An 18,346-nucleotide genomic window follows, 5' to 3' on the forward strand; every position below is an offset into this window, starting at 1 on the left:
CGTTTCCGGAATGCTGCCAATGAGACGCGGAACATTATTGCGTTGGTGAAGCAGACGCTGTCGCAGAATGATGAGACGGCTGCGGGTGCGGGTGCGCGGGCGAAGTCCGCCGTACAGAACATCGGCTGACTAATGTCCGAAGCATTGGGAGGCCTGGATTTGATTCTGCGGCGTTCCGAGCTGGAAACGGCTTTGGCGCGTGAGGTGGACGGGAGCGTGCGTGCTGGCTGGCGGTCGCTCCGCTTCGAGGGGCGTGAAGCCGGTACTGTTTCGGAGGTCCAGCTCTTCGTCGACCGGAACGGCGTGGTGAAGAAGGAGGAACCCTCGGATCACTCCTTCGACCTCGTCGAGGAGTTGCGCAAGCTAATGTACCGGCCGGGGTACGGTACCTGGTTCTCCCTGACCATGAAGATCGGTGGTGACCAGGGGCAGGCTGAGACGCACTATAACTATGACGAAGAGGCAGCCTGGACTTTCCCTCTGTCTGACCAGTCCTATGTAGAAGACCAAAAGCAGTTCCCACGGGATCCGGAGCATATTCCTGCGTGGTTGGCGCCGAAGCTCGGGCTCGGCGCTTCCAACTAGTTCCACGGGGTGGGAGCCCAGGCTCCCGCCCTTTTAATAGCTGTAACCATTCGACGATGAGGGGGTTGGCCTGTGTCTGAACAGTTGGCGGGTCTGGAATTGGTTTTGAGAAGGACCGAATTGGAGACGGCGTTGGCACGCGAGGTGGACGGGAGTGTGCGGTCGGGCTGGCGGTCGCTCAGGTTCGAGGGGCGTGAGTCCGCCACCGTGTCGGAAATCCAGCTCTACGTCGATCGGAACGGTGTGGTGAAGATTGAAAGAAATTCAAATCAGTCATTCAAACTCATGTCGGAGTTGCGCAAACTCATGTACCGGCCGGGGTATGGCACCTGGTTCTCCCTGACCATGAAGATCGATGACCAGGGGCATGCGGAAACGCACTACAACTACGACGAGGAAGCGGCCTGGAGCTTCCCCTTGGATGATGAGTCCTACGTCGAAGACCAGCAGAAGTTTCCGCGGGATCCGGAGCATATTCCTGCGTGGCTGGCTCCAAAGCTCGGCCTTGGCAGCGCTTCCAACTCACCCGTGCAGTAGCGGTAACCATCAAATGATGAGGGGACAGGCCTGTGTCTGAAGAGTCAGTGGCAGTGGATGTGGTCTTGCGGAGGAGCGAGTTGGAAAGGGATTTGGCTCGGGTTCTCGACGCGAGTGTCCGGCAGAGCTGGCAGGCCCTGAAGTTTGAGGCTCGTTCTGCAGGCAAGGTGACGGAATCCATGATCTATGTTGACCGTAATGGTGTCGAAGAGCGTGCAAACGCGAAAGCAGCCTTTTCGCTGTTGAGGCCATTACGCAAGCTGATGTATCGGCCGGGGTACGGCACATGGTTTTCCATGGAGATGCGCCTCGATGACCAGGGCCATGTGGAAACGCACTACAACTTTGACCAGGAAGCGGACTGGAGTTTCCCGCTTGCCGACCAGTCCTATAAGCAGGACCAGCAGAAGTTCCCGCGGGATCCGGAGCATATTCCGGCGTGGCTGGCTCCAAAGCTCGGGCTTGGCGGCCATGTTTCATAAGGAAAGCAGGGAATCTTGATTTTCCAGAAGCCGCTCAGCCCGGCCCATGTGGGCACGATGGTGGAGGGCAACCGCGACACGATCGCCGGGTTTGTCCTGAACGCCGGCGACGTCGCACAGGTGAAGTCGCCCCGGGAGCTGTTTGAGGCCCACGGGCTGGGCTTCCCGGGCTCGCCGTGGGATCCGTCCGCCGACTATCTGGACGTGCTCCGGTTCCAGGCGCCGCCGTCGGTCTACGTGCATTCGGCGACGGCGCCGGAGTTCGTGGACCGGCCGCCGTTCACCGGTACCGGGTTTGCCCGCTGGGGCGGGGGCGTTGCGCCGGTATGGTTCCTGGACGAGTGCCGGATTCCCCCGCGTGCGCAGCTGTGGCGGATCCGGGAAGGTCAGCAGGATCAGTTGCTGGCGATGTACATTGACGCAGCTTCGGGCTGGGGCATCCTCGAGGGTTCCGGTATCTCCAGTCCTGCGCACACGGTGCCGCAGACGGTGATCGGTTGGGCGGCGGTATGGGACGGTTTTCAGTTCCCGGCGGACGTGGTGGGTGACAAGGCGGTGCTGGCTGCGGCGTCGGAGCCGCCGGCTGAGATTACCGGGTTCCGGCGGACGATGCGCGGCTGCTGGAGCCGGGAGGTGCCGGTCTCCGAGTTGGATGACCTGTTCGAGGTCAATGCGGTGTGCCGGTGGCAGGGGCATCCCTTCCGGATTACGGATGTGGCGCACGACGGCGGTGCACGCATCTTCCGGTTGTTCTACACCGGGCACAACGCTGACGTCGCAGAGTCGCTGGGCTTGAACAAGGCAGATGCCGGGGTCTACTGGACGGTTCAGCCGGAGTCCGCGGTCACGGATGTCGAGATGTTCCAGAACCGGCTCAAGCCCGTCGCGGGCTAGGCCACATACGAGGGGGTACGCAGGTGTCTGAAGAGCCAGTGGCAGTGGATGTGGTTTCGCAGCGCGCGGAGTTGGAGCAGAATTGGGCATATTCCGGCGTGGCTGGCTCCGAAGCCCGGGCTTGGCAGGCATGGTTCGTGACGACGTGCAGGAGACGTCTCGCCCCGGCGTCGTAGTCCCGTAAAGCTCCCGCAACCGGACGCTATACGGCAAGATTGGTTAGGTGAGCACAGCCAAGACATCTCCTGAACCCACGGACACCGAAGCCGCCGTCGAATCGGTCAGCACAGACACCCCGCCCGCCGGGGACCTGCGCGAGGAATATCAGACGCTCGCCGAGCAGGTGCGCCGCTACCGCTTCGCGTATTACAACGAAGACGCGCCCCTGGTTTCGGACGCGGAATTCGACCGGCTCTACCGCCGCCTGGAAGAGATTGAGGCGCTGCACCCCGAGCTGGTCACCAACGATTCACCCACCCAGGAAGTAGGCGGCGAGGTATCCGCGGCCTTCTCTCCGGTGGAACACCTGCAGCGGATGTACAGCCTCGAGGATGTCTTCTCCCTCGACGAGCTGGACGCCTGGGTACGCAAGGCCGAAGCGTCCGTTGCCAATATTGCCCCCGGTGCGCAGGTCAAGTGGCTCACCGAGCTGAAGATCGACGGCCTTGCGGTCAACCTGCTCTACCGCAACGGCGAACTGGTCCGGGCCGCCACCCGCGGGGACGGCACCACGGGCGAGGACATCACCCACAACGTACTCACCATCGCCTCCATCCCGCGCACCCTCAAGGGCGAGGACCTGCCGGCGGAAATGGAAATCCGCGGTGAGGTCTTCATCCCCTCAAAGGAATTCGCGCACCTGAACGAAACCATGGTGGAAGCGGGCAAGGCGCCGTTCGCCAACCCGCGCAACGCCGCCGCCGGTTCCCTGCGGCAGAAGGACCCCGAAGTCACCGCCCGCCGCCCGCTGAGCATGTACGTGCACGGCATAGGGGCGCGCGAAGGACTCAACGTGGCCAGCCAGTCCGAAACCTACGAACTGCTGAAGCAGTGGGGACTGCCGACGTCGCCCTATTACAAGGTGCTGGACACCTACGAAGAAGTGCTGAAGTACATTGCCGACAACGGCGAGCACCGGCACGATCTCTCGCACGAAATCGACGGCATTGTGGTCAAGGTGGACGACTTCGGCCTGCAGCGCGCACTGGGCAACACGTCCCGCGTACCGCGCTGGTCCGTGGCCTACAAGTACCCGCCGGAGGAAGTGAACACCAAGCTGCTGGACATCCGCGTGAACGTTGGCCGTACCGGCCGGGTCACGCCCTACGGGATGATGACGCCGGTGCTGGTCTCCGGTTCCACCGTGGAAATGGCCACGCTGCACAACCAGGACGTGGTGAAGGCCAAGGGCGTGAAGATCGGCGACACCGTGGTGCTGCGCAAGGCCGGCGACGTGATCCCGGAAATCGTGGGCCCCGTCGTCGCACTCCGTGACGGCAGCGAACGCGACTTCGTGATGCCCACCCACTGTCCCTCCTGCGGCACCGAGCTGAAGCCGGCCAAGGAAGGGGACGTGGACATCCGCTGCCCCAACTCCAAGTCCTGCCCCTCCCAGCTGCGTGAGCGCGTGTTCCACCTGGCCGGCCGCGGCGCCTTCGACATCGAAGCGCTTGGCTGGGAAGCGGCCATCGCGCTCACCTCGCCGGCTGAGCCGGAAACCCCGCCGCTGACCAGCGAGGCCGGGCTGTTCGACCTGAAGATCGAAGACCTTGCCGACGTGCGGATCGAACGGCCGAAGCGCGTCAAGGGAGTAGTGGACGGCACCGAACTCGTGCCTTACTTCTACACCAAGGGCACCGCCAAGAAGCCCTCCGAGCCCAGCGCCACTACCCGCAAGCTCTTCACCGAACTGGAGAAGGCCAAGACCCAGCCGCTGTGGCGGGTCCTGGTGGCCCTGTCCATCCGGCACGTGGGCCCGACGGCGGCACGCGCCCTGGCGGGTTCCTTCGGCTCCATGGACGCCATCCGCGCCGCCACCGAGGACCAGCTGGCGCACGTCGACGGCGTCGGACCCACCATCGCCGCCGCGCTGAAGGAGTGGTTCGCCGAGGACTGGCACCGCGAGATCGTGGACGCCTGGGCGGCCGCGGGGGTGCGGATGGCCGACGAACGTGACAAAGCGACACCGCGCACGCTGGAGGGCCTGACCGTCGTCGTGACCGGAACCCTGCCGAACTTCAGCCGCGACGAGGCGAAGGAAGCCATCCTGACCCGCGGCGGCAAGGCGTCGGGGTCGGTTTCCAAGAAAACCGACTACGTGGTGGCCGGGGAGAACGCCGGCACCAAGCTGGACAAGGCCGAGCAGCTGGGGGTGCGCGTGATTGACGAAGACGGCTTCCGCACGCTGCTGGCCGAGGGGTCCGTGCCGGGCGGGCCGGTTCCGGAATCCGTGCCGGTCGGGGAGTCCGAATGATGCCGCTGCCCGACGCGGCGGATCCGCTGGAACTTCTCGAGGTAGCCCGCGAGGCGGCTGCCGCCGGTGCCGCTGTACTTGCGCGGCGCTCTGCCGGCGGCCTGAATGCTGTGAACAAGAGTGCCGACGGCGACTGGGTCACGGACTTCGATACAGCCGCCGAGGTCGCGGTCCGGGAGGTTCTCGCACGTCTGCGTCCGCACGACGTCGTGATGGGGGAGGAGCTGGAACCGGCCGTCCCGGTGCATCCCTCCGGGATTCGCTGGTCCATTGATCCGCTGGACGGCACCACCAACTTCATCCGAGACATCGTCTATTACGGCACCTCAGTGGCGGCGGTGAACGACGACGGCGAGTGGCTGGCCGGCGTCGTCCATGCTCCCGCGCTGGTGCGGGTGTATTCGGCCGCCCGCGGACACGGAGCCTGGCTGGCCGAGCACGGCAGCGTACGGAAGCTCACCGGTCCCGATCCCCAGCGGGTCGGAAAGCTGCTCGGCACCGGGTTCTCCTACGACGCCGGCGTGCGGTCCGAACAGTACGCAGCCCTGCCCCAGCTGGCCGGGGAGTTCGCCGACGTGCGGCGGCTGGGGTCTGCGGCCCTGGACCTGTGCATGGTGGCGGACGGTGCCCTGGATGCCTACATCGAGCGCGGTCTCAACGAATACGACTACGCAGCCGGGGCCCTGATTGCCGAGGAAGCCGGTGTGCCGGTCCAGCGTCCTCCGCAGCCTGCCAACGACGCCGAGCGGCTCGACGCCGTCACTGTCGCCGGGGCTGCGCTGCTGGGTTAGCTGTGGCTGGAACGGGCGCTAGTCTGCCGGAATGGAAACCTGGCACCGGAACCGGCTGAGTGCGCGTCAGGCCGTACTTGTAGAAGAGTGGCTACCGGGGGCGCGACTCGTTTCCGATCTCTCCTGGGACCTTCTGGATACTGCCGTCCTTCAAGTAGCGGACGGGGCGCGCTTCCAACCACCACATAGGCCGCGAGATCGACGCCCATGAGTCGTGGGTCAGCGTATGGTCCCGGCAGAACCGTGCGCCAAAACTTGTCCAGTCGGACCGTTCCTCGAACATCTTGGTCACGGAGTATCTGGAAGGGTCTCTTGTGGAGGGAACCGAAGCTGAATATGCCCCCGACACGTACCGGCAGGTCGGCCGTCTTTTGCGGATATTCCACGAGCAGACCGCGCGTACCGACATCGGCTATGAGGCACGGGCCACTGCCAAAGCGTTGTCTTGGCTGGAGAAGCCGCACCGCATTTCAGAGGCACGCGTTGCCCCGGTCAGGGCCATTCTCGGTGCCTATCAGCCCAAGCCGGTGGTTCTCGTTCCCACCCATGGTGACTGGCAACCGCGCAACTGGCTTATGGACGGCAGTGAACTGAGTATTATCGATTTCGGCCGGTACGAAATGAGGCCTTCCGTGACGGACCTTTGCCGCTTGGCGGTGAAGCAATGGAGGTCTCGCAGTCATCTCGAAGCCGCCTTCTTTGAGGGGTACGGACCGGACTCCAGGGACAGTGAACTCTGGAACGTAACGCTGCTGCGCGAAGCTGTCTCCACTGCTGCGTGGGCTTACCAAGTCGGCGACCTTAAGTTCGAGGCACAAGGCCACCGGATGCTCCGGGATGCGCTGGGGAACTTTTCGTAGATGGCGGCTGCAGGCTTTATTCAGTCTGAGAGGCGATCTTCGGCGGTCTGGTTCTCGGGCGGCTTGGTCCTACATGGCTTGCTCCGCGGTGGCCAGGTCCGCAATCTGGTCCTCCATGGCCACCAGTCGGGCCGTCGCCACGCTTTCAGGGGTGTCGAAGGGTTTGGTAGAGCGCCGCCAGCGACTTGGCTTGCGGGCAGGTAGTGGCGTTCGAAAGACAGGTATTTCCGGTTTTCGAGAGCACTGCTTTTGGGCTGTTATTGGCCCGGAAATGTCAGTGCCGGATGAAATCCTGAGGTATGGATCAGCTCGGGAACACCGGACGGACAACCGAAGAGCAAGGCAGTGAAGACCAGCAGCCGGAAGGCACCACTGGTGAAGCGGATGCGCCCCGAATGGCCTGCACCTTGTCGGTTTACCGTGCTGAATTGGCTATCGAGCCTGACGGAGGTACTGACGCGGGTGCCGATCATTCTCCTGCCACGACTCCCGAGGACGACGCCGCGGTCACTTCCACTCCCGAGGACGCAGCAACTGCATCCACAGAGCCGGAAGGCGCTGGCCGCGTGGGTCCGAACGGAGAGGCTGCCGGCGGTTTCCCGGACGGTTTTACCGGAACATTGGCGTTGCAGAACCTTGAAGCCTTTGACGAGGACATGGTGGGCGATGCCCTGGGCCGGGTCGCGCATTTGATGTCATGGGTGCACGCACTGGAAGCGCGCCTGGTCAACCGCATGGGGGAGCTCTTCCGGGACGACAGATATACCCCTTCCGAACGGATCGAACCGGGGATGGCTTTTAGCCTCGCGGCTTCTGAATGCGCCACCATCCTGAACGTTCCGCAGGTCACCGGTCAGCGGCTCCTTACTGAAGCGACCAGTCTCTGCACTTTGCATACCGCTACCTTGATCGCCTTGGAAGAAGGCCAGCTTAGTTACCAGCACGCGCAGGTCGTCCTGGACCAGTGCCAAAACGTGCCGGCCGCGAGCCTGCCCGGGTTCGAAGCTGACCTACTGGAGGCAGCGGAGGGTCAGACCCGGTCGCAGTTCTCCGCTAAGGCCCGGCGGCTGCGGGAGAGGAAGTTTCCGGACACGATCAGCAAGAGGCATCTGACCGCCTTCGAGCAGCGCAAAGTCACCCTGGACCGTGAAGAGGACGGCATGTCCTGCCTCTCCGCTTATCTTCGGGCCGCAGAAGCCCAGCAGATTTACACGACCCTCAGCACTGCAGCGCGGGGTGAACAGGTAGCCGGCGATGGCCGGACCACGGATCAGCTCCGTGCGGACATCCTGGCGCAGCTGTTGATGGGCGGGCTCGGCTCAAGTTCCGGAGGCACAACTGACGGCGGTGGCAGGGCTGCCGGGATGGCAAGCGCAGGCAATACCGGATGCGATGGGGAAGGTGCGGTACCGAAGGCGGAGATTATGGTCCTGATCAACGCCGAAACTCTCTTCGGCGCCGACGACCAGCCAGCGGAACTGCACGGCTACGGACCCATCAGCGCAGAAGCTGCCCGAAGACTGGCCCGGAACGCTGCCGGATGGACCGGCCTCGCACAGGATCCGCGGACGGGAGAAATCCTCGGAGTGGGACGGCGTAGAAAAGTACCGGCCGGGCTCCGCCGCTGGCTCCGTGCCCGAGACGGAACCTGTCGATTCCCCGGGTGCAGGGTCAGTACAGCGAACTCGGACGTCGACCACACCGTCGACTGGGCCCGCGGCGGTCCTACCGACCACGGGAACCTGGAACACCTCTGCCGCCGGCACCACAGGTTCAAGACCCTCGGTTACTGGAAGGCCTGTCAGCCCTCGCCCGGGGTCATCGAGTGGACTTCGCCGACGGGCCGCGTCTACCGGACCGAGCCCTTCTTGGAACTGGACCCGCCGGGTCCGGCATTGGATTGGAGTGAGCATTCCAGACCGAAGGATTATGTGCAGGCCGATTCCCGGCAGGAACAGGAGCCGCCATTCTGAGGCGGGCCAGAGCAAATAGCCGGATTACCGCCGCGCGGCCACAATGATCTCCCGGCTGGACGCTTCTACAAACGGACCGCCCTCCCAGTCTCCGTACCAGTCCACGGAGCTGAAGCCGGCCCGATCCAGCAGGTCCTTCAATACCTCTGCCCGCACAAACTTCAGGGTGCTGCGGCTGGTGAACCGTTCGCCGTCGGACTGGAAAACGGTACGGTCCTCGAAGGTGACCAACACGCCGTCGGGCTGGTCTTCCACCGAGATCAGCTCCCACTCCACCTCCAGCGTTCCTGCAGAGGATTCCTGGATCTTCGGCCCGGTGCGGCCGCTGTCCCACTCCAGCCAGGCTTTCGCAGCAGGGTTCCGGGTTTCGAAATAGAAGGTTCCCCCGGAGGCGAGCCGGGACCGAACAGCTACCAGCGTTTCGAGGATCTCGGCCTCCGTGAGGAGGCACTGGAACGCATGCCCTGTCATGAGGGCAGCATCAAACGGACCCGGAGGCAGATCCGCGGCGGTGCCCTGCAGCCAGGTGACCCTCTCGCCGCCGTCACGCGCCCGCGCCGCCTCCAGCATGCCGTGCGCCGGATCGATGCCGGTCAACGTGTGGCCCGCCAGCGCCAGCCGCACGGCGAAACTCCCGGTACCGCATCCGACGTCGGCGATGCGGAGCGGCTTATCGCCGATCAAACCGGCGTAAAAGTCGGTGTCCCATTGCCCTGCATTGTCTTCGTCATAGAGCGCCACGAGCCGCGGCTCGTTGTAGAACGTGTCAACCATCATTCCCCCGGATTTTGGACAGTTGACCCGAATCCTACCGGGATTAAGCCCTGAGGAAAGGACCGTCCCGTGGGGGCCGTTTCCCCGCCCCGGCGTCGGATAATTTATCCCGATGCATCCCGTGCAGCACCGACTCACAGGAGGAAAACGCATGCCTAAGAAAGCACCCGCAGCCCCGCGGAAGACCATCCGGGGAACGCCCGAGCCAGTAGCAGCCGCGGCGCAGACGACGCCCGCGAAACCCGCGACGACGCCCAGCCCGACACCCGCCCTGCAGACCCCGCCGGAACTCGACGCCGCCTACTTTGCCCGCCTGATCGACGAACGGATGGAACGCACCCGTGAACAGATCACCACGCTGACCGCGGTGATCCGGGAAGTCACGCTGGCCGCGAAGGACATCCCGGCAGATGACGAACACGATCCCGAAGGAACCACGGTGTCCGTGGAACGGGCCAATGAAGTGGCCCTGCTGGCCGCAGCGGAAACGTCCCTGATTGAACTGATGGAGGCGCGGGAACGCCTGGACACGGACAGCTACGGAATCTGCGAACGCTGCCAAACCCCCGTCCCGGCGGCACGGCTGGAAATCCGCCCGGAAACCCGCTTCTGCGTGGAGTGCGCCGCAGTCCGCCGACGGTAGCGCAGCGACAGGTTAGTTACAGGTTGGGGTCAGAGGCTGTGCGCCGTCTCACCGCCGTCCGGAAACCCACCGGAGCGGGGATAGAATCTACGTGCACTTCAACCAAGACCTTAAGGACTCGTACCACGCATGAGCATCACCATCCGGCTTGCCACCGAGGCTGACTTTGACGACATTCGCCGGATTACCCGTGAGGCTTACCTGCACGGCAATCACATCGAGGCCGACAATCCCTACGTCAAGGAACTGGAAAACGTTGAGGACCGCGCCAAGCACACCGAGCTGTGGGTAGCCGAGCTGAACGGCAAGGTGGCTGCCTCCGCCGCAATCACCTACGCCGGCCAGCCCTACACCGACATCGCCATTGAAGGCGAACTGGAATTCCGGATGCTCGCCGTGGATCCCGCAGTCCAGCGCGGGGGAGTGGGCCGCGCGATGGTCAACGCCATCGTCGACTACGCCCGGAACAAGGACGGCATCGAAGCAGTCAGCCTCACCAGCATGACCACGATGCTCAACGCCCATGCCCTCTACCTGTCCTGCGGGTTTGAGCGGGTTCCGGAGCGGGACTGGACCGTCCCCGGCGAGGACTACATTCTCTGGGTGTTCCGCAAGGCGGTCTGATCCTCCATCAGTACGCGGCCCCGGCCGTCCCGGCGCCCGACGGCGGCGGGACGGCTTTTGCGTACCGGCAGCGCACCGGCAGCGGACCGGCAGCGGGTACCGGCAGCGTGTGGCGGGGGCCTCCATGCCCTGCGCCGAAACGCCGTAGACTGGAACGGATACCGGCTTAAAGCCGAAACACGTTCCTAAAAGACGCATGGGAGACTCATGTCTGAGATCAATCGTGAGGCTGTGGCGCATCTGGCGCGGCTGGCCCACATTGAGATGACCAACGACGAGCTGGACAAGATGGCCGGCGAACTCGATGTCATCGTGGATTCGATCAAATCCGTAAGCGAAGTTGCCGGCGAGGACATCCCGGCCACCTCCCACCCCATCCCGCTGGTCAACGTCTTCCGTGAAGACGTTGTGGGGCAGACGCTGACCAATGAAGAAGCCCTGTCCGGCGCCCCGGACAACGCCGCCGGCCGCTTCAAGGTCCCTGCCATCCTGGATGAGGAGTAAAAGCTTCCATGAGTGAACTGATTACATCAAGCGCCGCACAGCTGGCCGCCAAGCTGGCTGCCGGTGAAGTGTCCGCCGTCGAGGTCACGCAGGCCCATCTGGACCGCATCGCCGAGGTGGACGGCGCCATCAACGCCTTCCTGCACGTCAACACCGATGAGGCGCTGCAGGTTGCCGCCGACGTCGACAAGGCCCGTGCCGCAGGCGAGGAACTGCACGAACTGGCCGGCGTTCCCATCGCCATCAAGGACCTGATCGTCACCAAGGGCCAGCCCACCACGGCCGGCTCCAAGATGCTTGAGGGCTGGATGAGCCCCTACGACGCCACGGTGATCTCGAAGATCCGTGCCGCCCGCATGCCGATGCTCGGCAAGACCAACCTGGACGAGTTCGCCATGGGCTCCTCCACGGAACACTCCGCCTACGGCCCCACCCGCAACCCGTGGGACCTGGACCGCATCCCCGGCGGATCCGGCGGAGGCTCCGCAGCCGCCGTCGCCGCGTTCGAAGCTCCGCTGGCGCTGGGCACCGACACCGGCGGATCCATCCGCCAGCCGGCCTCCGTCACCGGTTCCGTGGGCGTCAAGCCCACCTACGGCGGCGTCTCCCGCTACGGCGCCATCGCCATGGCCTCCTCGCTGGACCAGATCGGCCCGGTCTCCCGCACCGTGCTGGACGCTGCCCTGCTGCAGGAACTCATCGGCGGCCACGATCCCCGCGACTCCACCTCCCTGACGGACCCCGTGGGTGCACTGGCCGACGCCGCCCGCAACGGCAACGTTGCCGGGATGCGGATCGGCGTCATCAAGGAACTGCAGGGCGAAGGCTACGAAGCCGGGGTCCAGGCCCGCTTCACGGAGTCCCTGGACATGCTGCGGGACGCGGGAGCGGAAATCGTTGAGGTGTCCTGCCCCAACTTCAAGTACGCACTCGGTGCCTACTACCTGATCATGCCGTCCGAGGCCTCCTCGAACCTGGCCAAGTACGACGGCGTCCGGTACGGCATGCGCGAGCTGCCCGCCGAGCCGCCGCTGACCATCGAACGCGTCATGGGTGCCACCCGCGCCGCCGGCTTCGGCGACGAGGTCAAGCGCCGCATCATCCTGGGCACCTACGCCCTTTCCGCCGGCTACTACGACGCCTACTACGGCTCGGCCCAGAAGGTGCGCACCCTGATCCAGCGCGACTTCAACGCCGCGTTCGCCCAGGCCGATGTGCTCATTTCCCCGACCTCGCCCAACACGGCGTTCAAGCTGGGGGAGAAGCTCGACGATCCGCTGGCCATGTACCTGAACGACGTCGCCACCATCCCGGCCAACATGGCCGGCGTCCCGGGCATCTCCATTCCCGGCGGCCTGTCCGACGGGCTGCCCGTCGGCATCCAGTTCCTGGCCCCGGCCCGCGAAGACATCCGCCTCTACCGCGCCGGCGCCGCCCTTGAAGGCATGCTGGAACAGAAGTGGGGCGGCCCGCTGCTGGCCTCGGCACCCGTACTCGGAGGAGTGAAGTAAATGTCCGTCCACATCCAGGATGAAACCCTGTCCTTCGAAGAGGCCATGGAGAAGTACGACCCGGTGCTGGGGTTCGAGGTCCACGTGGAGCTGAACACCAAGACCAAAATGTTCTCCGACGCCCCGAACATCTTCGGCGACGAGCCCAACACCGCCGTCACCCCGGTGGACCTGGGCATGCCCGGCGTGCTGCCGGTGGTGAACAAGAAGGCCGTGGAGTACTCGATCCTCATTGGCCTGGCGCTGAACTGCAAGATCGCCGAATCCTGCACCTTCGCCCGCAAGCAGTACTTCTACCCGGACACACCCAAGAACTTCCAGACGTCCCAGTACGAAGACCCCATTGCGTACGACGGCTACCTGGACATTGAGCTCGAAGACGGCACCGTGTTCCGCGTCGAAATCGAACGCGCACATATGGAGGAGGACGCCGGCAAGCTGACCCACATGGGCGGCGCAGCCGGCCGCATCCAGGGCGCCGACTTCTCCCTGGTGGACTACAACCGTGCCGGCGTTCCGCTGGTCGAGATTGTCACCAAGCCGATCGAAGGTGCAGGCTCCCGTGCCCCCGAACTGGCCAAGGCCTACGTGGCAGCCATCCGGGAAATCGTGAAGAACCTCGGCGTTTCCGACGCCAAGATGGAGCGCGGCAACGTCCGCTGCGACGCCAACGTTTCGCTGCGCCCGTACGGCCAGGAAAAGTTCGGCACGCGGTCGGAAACGAAGAACGTGAACTCGCTGCGCGCCGTCGAACGCGCCGTCCGCTTCGAGATCCAGCGCCACGCCGCCGTCCTGGACTCCGGCAACGAGATCGTCCAGGAGACGCGCCACTGGCACGAGGACACCCGGTCCACCACCTCGGGCCGGCCGAAGTCCGACGCCGATGACTACCGCTACTTCCCGGAACCGGACCTCCTGCCCGTGGTCACCACCACGGAATGGATCGAAGAGCTGCGCTCCCGCCTGCCCGAGCCGCCGGCCGAACGCCGCAAGCGGCTCAAGGAAGACTGGGGCTACTCTGACGCCGAATTCCGCGACGTCGTCAATGCCGGCGTCATGGAAGCCATCGAGGAAACCATTGCCGCCGGCGCTTCCGCCCAGGTTGCGCGCAAGTGGTGGATGGGTGAGGTTGCCCGCCGCGCCAAGGAAGCCGAAGTGGATCCGGTGGACGTAGGCGTCACGCCCGAGCTGATCGTGGAACTGGACCGCCTCGTCCAGACCGGCAAGATCAACGACAAGCTGGCACGCCAGGTCCTCGACGGCGTCCTCGCCGGCGAAGGCATCCCGGAGGAAGTCATCGAGAAGCGCGGCCTGGCCGTGGTGTCCGACGACGGCCCCCTGCTCGAAGCGATCGACGCCGCCCTCGCGGCCCAGCCGGATGTCGCCGACAAGATCCGCGGCGGCAAGGTCCAGGCCGTCGGCGCCATCGTGGGCGGGGTTATGAAGGCCACCCGTGGGCAGGCCGACGCCGGCCGCGTCCGCGAGCTGATCCTCGAACGCCTGGGCGTCTCCGCCTAATAAGCCGGGCTCCCGGCCTGACCAGCAACCGCTGACCCCCGTGTGGCCTTACGGCCCCACGGGGGTCGGCGCGTTAACGGCTTCCGGTCCCGTGCCGCGCCCAGGCAGGGAACCTGGGCGGCCTTCGGACGCGGGCACGGCAGTTTATTCAAGTGGTCATTGACGAGGCCGCTGACCGCTGACCTCCCGGCGGGGGACACCGCGGCAATCGTGCCCCGGTGGGCAGACGGCCGGCACCGGGGGCGGGTACGCTGTCGAAATGGCCACCCTTCCCGCTGCTGAGATCTTCGCCGACGCTGCGCTGGTACGGCAGCTGGTGCAGGAGCAGCAGCCGGAGCTGGGCGGGCAGGCCCTGCACGAGGTAGCCAGCGGCTGGGACAACTACATTTACCGGCTGGGCACTGACTACGCCGTCCGGTTGCCGCGCCGACGGACCGCAGCCGGGCTGACCGCCAACGAACAGCGCTGGCTCCCGCAGCTGACTGCGGACGTGCGGGTACGGACCTCGGTCCCGCTGTTCTGCGGGACCCCGTCCGAGCTATATCCCTGGCCGTGGAGCATCACTGCCTGGTTCGACGGCCAGGATGTATCCGTGTCGCCGCGGGACCGCAACGTTGCCCTGGCCGAACCGCTGGCAGGCTTCCTCAATGCCTTCCACCGCCCGGCACCGCCGGATTATCCCCGCAACCCCGTCCGGGGCGGCCCGCTGTCCGGCCGGAACGACGCAGTGCAGGGCCGGCTGGACAGCGGCATGGTGCCGCACGCCGCCCGGGTACAGGAACTCTGGGCCGAGGCCCTGAAGATCCCGCACTGGACCGGCGCTCCGCTGTGGCTGCACGGAGACCTGCACCCCGCCAATCTCGTGGCCAAGGACAACACCCTGCAGGCGGTCATTGACTTCGGCGACCTCACCGCCGGTGATCCGGCCACTGACCTGGCGGCAGCCTGGCTGGTGTTCGACGCTGAGGGCCGCGACACGTTCCGCCGCAGCCTGGGCAGCCAGTATGACGGCGATCCGCACGTTTGGGAGCGGGCGCGCGGCTGGGCGATCTGCATGGCCACCAACCTGCTGGCGAACTCCGACGATGCTCCGGGACTGTACCTGGTGGGCTCCGAAACCCTGATGGAGATCCTCACCGGCGATCGGGAGAGGTTCTAACTCCGTGGCGGGCGGCACCTGGAAGCACTCTGTCCGGATCTCCACGGAGGGGGACGGGCACGTGCAGGAAGACACCTGCGGTTACGCCGGTGCCACGGCATGGGTGATCGACGGCGCCAGCCCCCTGCTGCCTCAGCTCGGACTGCCCGGCCCCTCGGACCCGGCCTGGTACGCCCGGAACCTGGACCTGCTGTTGACGGATGCCGCGGGGGCCGCAGTGGCTGCGTCCGCTCCGCGGGTGCTGGCCGAGGCCCTGACCGGGATGGACCGGCTGGCCCGGACCCTGGCCGGCGAGGAACGGATCCGCTTCCCTTCCGCTGCCTTGTGCCTGGCGCAGCTGACCGGGGACGGCGTGGAGATCCTTGCACTGGCGGACTGCCACGCGGTGGCGGAACTGGAAGACGGTTCGCTGGTCCACGTGACCCATGAACCGGCCGACATCCGGATCGGCACCGAACATTCGGCTGACCCGGAGCGGGAACGGAAGCTCCGGGTGCTGGACCGGGAACTGCGCAACACCCCCGGGCGGCTGTGGGTTGCCCGGCGGGAAGCCGAAGCCGCCTACCAGGCGCGTACGGTGCGGCTCGGCCCGGTCCGGCGGATAGTTCTCGCGTCCGACGGTGCCTGGCGGGCGGTGGAACTGGGCATCGTGCAGGGGCCGGACGCTTTCCTCCAGGCCGCACAGTCCGCCGTTGCCGCCCAGGAACTGCTGCTTGCCCTGCGCACCCTGCAGGCGGAGCTGGGCGAAAGCGCCGACGACGCCACCCTCCTCACCTTGGAAAGGACTGCTCCGTGACAGTAAGCACCGACTGCGATGTACTGGTTGTCGGCGGCGGAATCGCCGGACTCTCGCTGGCTGCCGAGCTCGCGGCACGGCTCGAAGGATCGAACCCCCGGGGTCCCTCCGGCTCAGTGGTCCTGGTGGAAGCCGAACCGACGCTGGGTTACCACACGTCCTCCCGCTCGGCCCGGCAGCTGATTCCCAGCTACGGTCCGCCGGTTATCCAGGACTTGACCCTGCGCACCCTGGCCTTGATCAGGGCAGCGGAGGCGCACCTGTCCGAACCCATCCTGGCCCCCCGGAGTTTCCTGCTGATTGGGGATGAAGAGTCGGTGCGGGACCGGGCCAGCAGCCACATGCACCCGGTCATGCAGGCCGAAGCCCTCGGGCTTGCTCCGGAGCTGAAGCCGGAGGCTTTCAGCGCCGCCGGGCTGGACACCACCTCGGTGGCCTGCAACACGGACGCCCTGCTGGAATACCACCGGGCACGGCTGACGGGGGCCGGCGGCCGAATCGTGATGGGAGAGCGGGTTGAGGCGGCCCGCTTGACGGGGGAGCCGGGCTCCGGGCAGTGGGAAGTCATGACCCCGGGCCTGCGGTTCGAGGCTCCGGTGGTGGTCAATGCTGCCGGCGCCTGGGCGGATACCCTGGCAGGGATATTCGGGGCGCGCCCCCTTGGGCTCACGCCGTACCGCCGTACCGCCGCCGTCGTCGACGTTGAACGGCCCCTGGAAGACGGTGCGCCGATGGTGGCTGATGCAGCCGACCGTTTCTATTACCGGCGCGAAGGCAGGCAGGTCCTGATCTCGCCGTCGGAAAGGGAAGCGAGCGTGGCGGAGGATTCCCGGCCCCGCGACGAGGACGTGCAGGCGCTCGTGGAGCTGGTGAACAGCGTCACCACTATGGGCATCACCGGGGTAGCCCGCGCCTGGACCGGACTGCGTACCGAGGCGCCCGACGGACTGCCGGTGGTTGGCTGGGATCCGGCCGTGTCCGGCTTCTTTTGGTTGGCAGGGCAGGGTGGCTACGGGTTCCAGACCTCATCCGCCATTGCGGAGCTGGCAGCCGGAATTCTGCTGGCGGCGGGGGCCGAAAATGATGCCCGGGAGGCACTCAGCCCTGCCCGGACGGGAGTGTGACCAAAGTCTCACCTGTTGTCGCGTAACGAATCAGCCAAGGTACGCGCGTATGGTCATTAGGGTGCCGAGACATGCCTAGAGTTGTACTAACAAGCGCATCCCCTAAAACCCGAATGCATCAATAAATTCGGTGCCCGAAAGGTCAGTCTCAGTGCCAGATTTCTTGCCGCCGAAAGTTGTTGGCGTGCAGCAGCGTCCGCTTTACCTCCGGGTTCGTTCCATCCTGGAAATTCTTAGTACGCTGTGGCTGATTTCTGCCGTTATCGGCGTTGGGTTCTTTTCCGGCGGAACCACATCGCTCGCCTTTTCCCTGATTCTTCTTTACAGCACGGGCGCGGCTCTGCTGGTTGTCATTTCGGCCCTTTACCGCGTCCTCTCCAAGGCAGCACGCCAGCGGGTGGAAGCTGTCCCCGATGACAATGCCGCCGCCGTGTTTGTGGACACCGCCCGGTCAGCGACCGAGGAGATCATGGCCGCGCTGCGCCCGTCCATGGCGTACGGGCGTCCCGGCGCATCCGTCCGGATGCCACAGACGGTGGATGCCGTGGACGTGGCCGCCGCGCTGGCAGCACGGACGGCGGCACTGACCTCCGCAGCTGCTGCTGAGAAGTCGGCCGCTGCCGAGAAGTCCGTGGCCGAGAAGGCCGCTGCCGAGAAGTCCGTGGCTGAGAAGTCCGTAACTGAGAAGTCCGCGGCTGTGAAGTCCGCGGCTGTGAAGTCCGCGGCTATGAAGTCCGCGGCTGCCGCTGCGATGGCGGGTGCCGGAAAGCCGATTGCGGGCAAGTCCGCCGTGAACAAGTCGGCCAGCAAGAAGAAGGCAGCTCCGATGCAGCCGGCCCAGCCCAAGAAGGTCCAGGCCGCCAAGTCACGCCCCGCAAACAACACCGGTTCGCGCGGTACGGGGAACCAGGCCAGCACGGCACCAAAAAAGAGCACCGGCGGCAAGAAGCCGGGTTCGGCGGGCAAGGGTGCCGACGGGGGCAAGGACGCCAAGAGCGGCTCTGCCGGAACCAAGAAACCTGAACGACCTGCGGCGGGCATGCCCGGCATCCGCACTGCTCAGCAGGACATCCTTCCCCGCCAGGCAGGCGCTCCGTC

The 18,346-nt window shown here is 65.5% G+C and carries 19 protein-coding genes; 16 read left to right on the plus strand and 3 right to left on the minus strand.

The window, feature by feature from the left end; translation table 11 throughout:
- The first annotated feature begins 132 nt into the window (after positions 1-132).
- The 7 genes from LOC60_RS13570 to LOC60_RS13600 all read left to right on the plus strand — a co-directional run bounded on the left by LOC60_RS13570 (position 133) and on the right by LOC60_RS13600 (position 6,622).
- Positions 133-585 carry a hypothetical protein gene (locus LOC60_RS13570; protein ID WP_230026042.1) on the plus strand — a complete coding sequence of 151 codons (453 nt, stop codon included), beginning with the start codon at positions 133-135 and terminating at the stop codon, positions 583-585.
- 72 nt (positions 586-657) lie between these two features.
- Positions 658-1,122 carry an immunity protein YezG family protein gene (locus LOC60_RS16240; RefSeq protein ID WP_230026044.1) on the plus strand — a complete coding sequence of 155 codons (465 nt, stop codon included), beginning with the start codon at positions 658-660 and terminating at the stop codon, positions 1,120-1,122.
- A gap of 32 nt (positions 1,123-1,154) precedes the next feature.
- Positions 1,155-1,604: a hypothetical protein gene (locus tag LOC60_RS13580; protein ID WP_230026046.1), complete on the plus strand. Its 450-nt coding sequence runs from the start codon at positions 1,155-1,157 to the stop codon at positions 1,602-1,604.
- 15 nt (positions 1,605-1,619) lie between these two features.
- Entirely contained in the window at positions 1,620-2,498 is an 879-nt protein-coding gene (locus LOC60_RS13585; protein ID WP_230026048.1) for a hypothetical protein, read from the plus strand.
- 223 nt (positions 2,499-2,721) lie between these two features.
- Positions 2,722-4,971, plus strand: a complete 2,250-nt coding sequence (gene ligA / locus LOC60_RS13590) for an NAD-dependent DNA ligase LigA (protein ID WP_230026050.1) — start codon at positions 2,722-2,724, stop codon at positions 4,969-4,971.
- Positions 4,968-5,762, plus strand: coding sequence for an inositol monophosphatase family protein (locus tag LOC60_RS13595; protein WP_230026052.1), 795 nt, complete (start codon positions 4,968-4,970; stop codon positions 5,760-5,762). The genes ligA and LOC60_RS13595 overlap by 4 nt, the downstream gene beginning before the upstream one ends.
- A gap of 314 nt (positions 5,763-6,076) precedes the next feature.
- A complete protein-coding gene (locus LOC60_RS13600) occupies positions 6,077-6,622 on the plus strand; it encodes a phosphotransferase (RefSeq protein ID WP_331460823.1) in 546 nt (181 codons plus the stop codon).
- Between the two features lie 257 nt (positions 6,623-6,879).
- Here the strand turns inward: LOC60_RS13600 and LOC60_RS13605 are convergent, their stop codons facing one another.
- Positions 6,880-7,095: a hypothetical protein gene (locus LOC60_RS13605; protein ID WP_230026056.1), complete on the minus strand. Its 216-nt coding sequence runs from the start codon at positions 7,093-7,095 to the stop codon at positions 6,880-6,882.
- A gap of 93 nt (positions 7,096-7,188) precedes the next feature.
- Between LOC60_RS13605 and LOC60_RS13610 the strand changes: the two genes are divergently transcribed.
- Positions 7,189-8,595, plus strand: coding sequence for an HNH endonuclease (locus tag LOC60_RS13610; RefSeq protein ID WP_230026058.1), 1,407 nt, complete (start codon positions 7,189-7,191; stop codon positions 8,593-8,595).
- A 24-nt stretch (positions 8,596-8,619) separates the two neighbouring features.
- Here LOC60_RS13610 and LOC60_RS13615 read toward each other — a convergent pair whose 3' ends face one another.
- The gene (locus tag LOC60_RS13615; protein WP_230026060.1) at positions 8,620-9,372 is read right to left on the minus strand and encodes a class I SAM-dependent methyltransferase; all 753 of its coding nucleotides are present in this window, start codon (positions 9,370-9,372) and stop codon (positions 8,620-8,622) included.
- Positions 9,373-9,520: 148 nt separating this feature from the next.
- Here LOC60_RS13615 and LOC60_RS13620 point away from each other — a divergent pair, with 148 nt between their 5' ends.
- The 8 genes from LOC60_RS13620 to LOC60_RS13655 all read left to right on the plus strand — a co-directional run bounded on the left by LOC60_RS13620 (position 9,521) and on the right by LOC60_RS13655 (position 17,248).
- Positions 9,521-10,012, plus strand: coding sequence for a TraR/DksA family transcriptional regulator (locus LOC60_RS13620; protein WP_230026062.1), 492 nt, complete (start codon positions 9,521-9,523; stop codon positions 10,010-10,012).
- A gap of 129 nt (positions 10,013-10,141) precedes the next feature.
- Positions 10,142-10,636, plus strand: a complete 495-nt coding sequence (locus LOC60_RS13625; protein WP_230026064.1) for a GNAT family N-acetyltransferase — start codon at positions 10,142-10,144, stop codon at positions 10,634-10,636.
- A gap of 207 nt (positions 10,637-10,843) precedes the next feature.
- Complete coding sequence (gene gatC / locus LOC60_RS13630) at positions 10,844-11,140, plus strand: Asp-tRNA(Asn)/Glu-tRNA(Gln) amidotransferase subunit GatC (RefSeq protein ID WP_227924393.1); 297 nt, start codon at positions 10,844-10,846, stop codon at positions 11,138-11,140.
- 8 nt (positions 11,141-11,148) lie between these two features.
- The gene (gatA, locus tag LOC60_RS13635; protein WP_230026066.1) at positions 11,149-12,651 is read left to right on the plus strand and encodes an Asp-tRNA(Asn)/Glu-tRNA(Gln) amidotransferase subunit GatA; all 1,503 of its coding nucleotides are present in this window, start codon (positions 11,149-11,151) and stop codon (positions 12,649-12,651) included.
- Positions 12,652-14,169 carry an Asp-tRNA(Asn)/Glu-tRNA(Gln) amidotransferase subunit GatB gene (gene gatB / locus LOC60_RS13640; RefSeq protein ID WP_230026068.1) on the plus strand — a complete coding sequence of 506 codons (1,518 nt, stop codon included), beginning with the start codon at positions 12,652-12,654 and terminating at the stop codon, positions 14,167-14,169.
- Positions 14,170-14,428: 259 nt separating this feature from the next.
- The gene (locus LOC60_RS13645) at positions 14,429-15,328 is read left to right on the plus strand and encodes an aminoglycoside phosphotransferase family protein (protein ID WP_230026070.1); all 900 of its coding nucleotides are present in this window, start codon (positions 14,429-14,431) and stop codon (positions 15,326-15,328) included.
- 4 nt (positions 15,329-15,332) lie between these two features.
- Positions 15,333-16,124, plus strand: coding sequence for a SpoIIE family protein phosphatase (locus LOC60_RS13650; protein WP_230026072.1), 792 nt, complete (start codon positions 15,333-15,335; stop codon positions 16,122-16,124).
- On the plus strand, positions 16,121-17,248 hold the full coding sequence (locus tag LOC60_RS13655) for an NAD(P)/FAD-dependent oxidoreductase (protein WP_230026075.1): 1,128 nt from the start codon (positions 16,121-16,123) through the stop codon (positions 17,246-17,248). The genes LOC60_RS13650 and LOC60_RS13655 overlap by 4 nt, the downstream gene beginning before the upstream one ends.
- Positions 17,249-17,611: 363 nt before the next feature.
- On the opposite strand, the gene LOC60_RS16430 is transcribed toward LOC60_RS13655, so the two are convergent.
- Positions 17,612-18,298, minus strand: coding sequence for a pentapeptide repeat-containing protein (locus tag LOC60_RS16430; protein ID WP_442860420.1), 687 nt, complete (start codon positions 18,296-18,298; stop codon positions 17,612-17,614).
- Positions 18,299-18,346: the final 48 nt, after the last annotated feature.

This window comes from Arthrobacter sp. zg-Y769 (assembly GCF_020907405.1).
GTDB lineage: Bacteria > Actinomycetota > Actinomycetes > Actinomycetales > Micrococcaceae > Arthrobacter_B.

Coding starts and splice junctions, on each gene's coding strand:
- LOC60_RS13570 (WP_230026042.1), top strand. CDS start 133: ATGTCCGAAGCATTGGGAGGCCTGGATTTGATTCTGCGGCGTTCCGAG.
- LOC60_RS13595 (WP_230026052.1), top strand. CDS start 4,968: ATGATGCCGCTGCCCGACGCGGCGGATCCGCTGGAACTTCTCGAGGTA.
- LOC60_RS13605 (WP_230026056.1), bottom strand. CDS start 7,095: ATGATCGGCACCCGCGTCAGTACCTCCGTCAGGCTCGATAGCCAATTC.
- LOC60_RS13615 (WP_230026060.1), bottom strand. CDS start 9,372: ATGATGGTTGACACGTTCTACAACGAGCCGCGGCTCGTGGCGCTCTAT.
- LOC60_RS13620 (WP_230026062.1), top strand. CDS start 9,521: ATGCCTAAGAAAGCACCCGCAGCCCCGCGGAAGACCATCCGGGGAACG.
- LOC60_RS13625 (WP_230026064.1), top strand. CDS start 10,142: ATGAGCATCACCATCCGGCTTGCCACCGAGGCTGACTTTGACGACATT.
- gatC (WP_227924393.1), top strand. CDS start 10,844: ATGTCTGAGATCAATCGTGAGGCTGTGGCGCATCTGGCGCGGCTGGCC.
- gatA (WP_230026066.1), top strand. CDS start 11,149: ATGAGTGAACTGATTACATCAAGCGCCGCACAGCTGGCCGCCAAGCTG.
- gatB (WP_230026068.1), top strand. CDS start 12,652: ATGTCCGTCCACATCCAGGATGAAACCCTGTCCTTCGAAGAGGCCATG.
- LOC60_RS13645 (WP_230026070.1), top strand. CDS start 14,429: ATGGCCACCCTTCCCGCTGCTGAGATCTTCGCCGACGCTGCGCTGGTA.
- LOC60_RS16430 (WP_442860420.1), bottom strand. CDS start 18,298: ATGCCGGGCATGCCCGCCGCAGGTCGTTCAGGTTTCTTGGTTCCGGCA.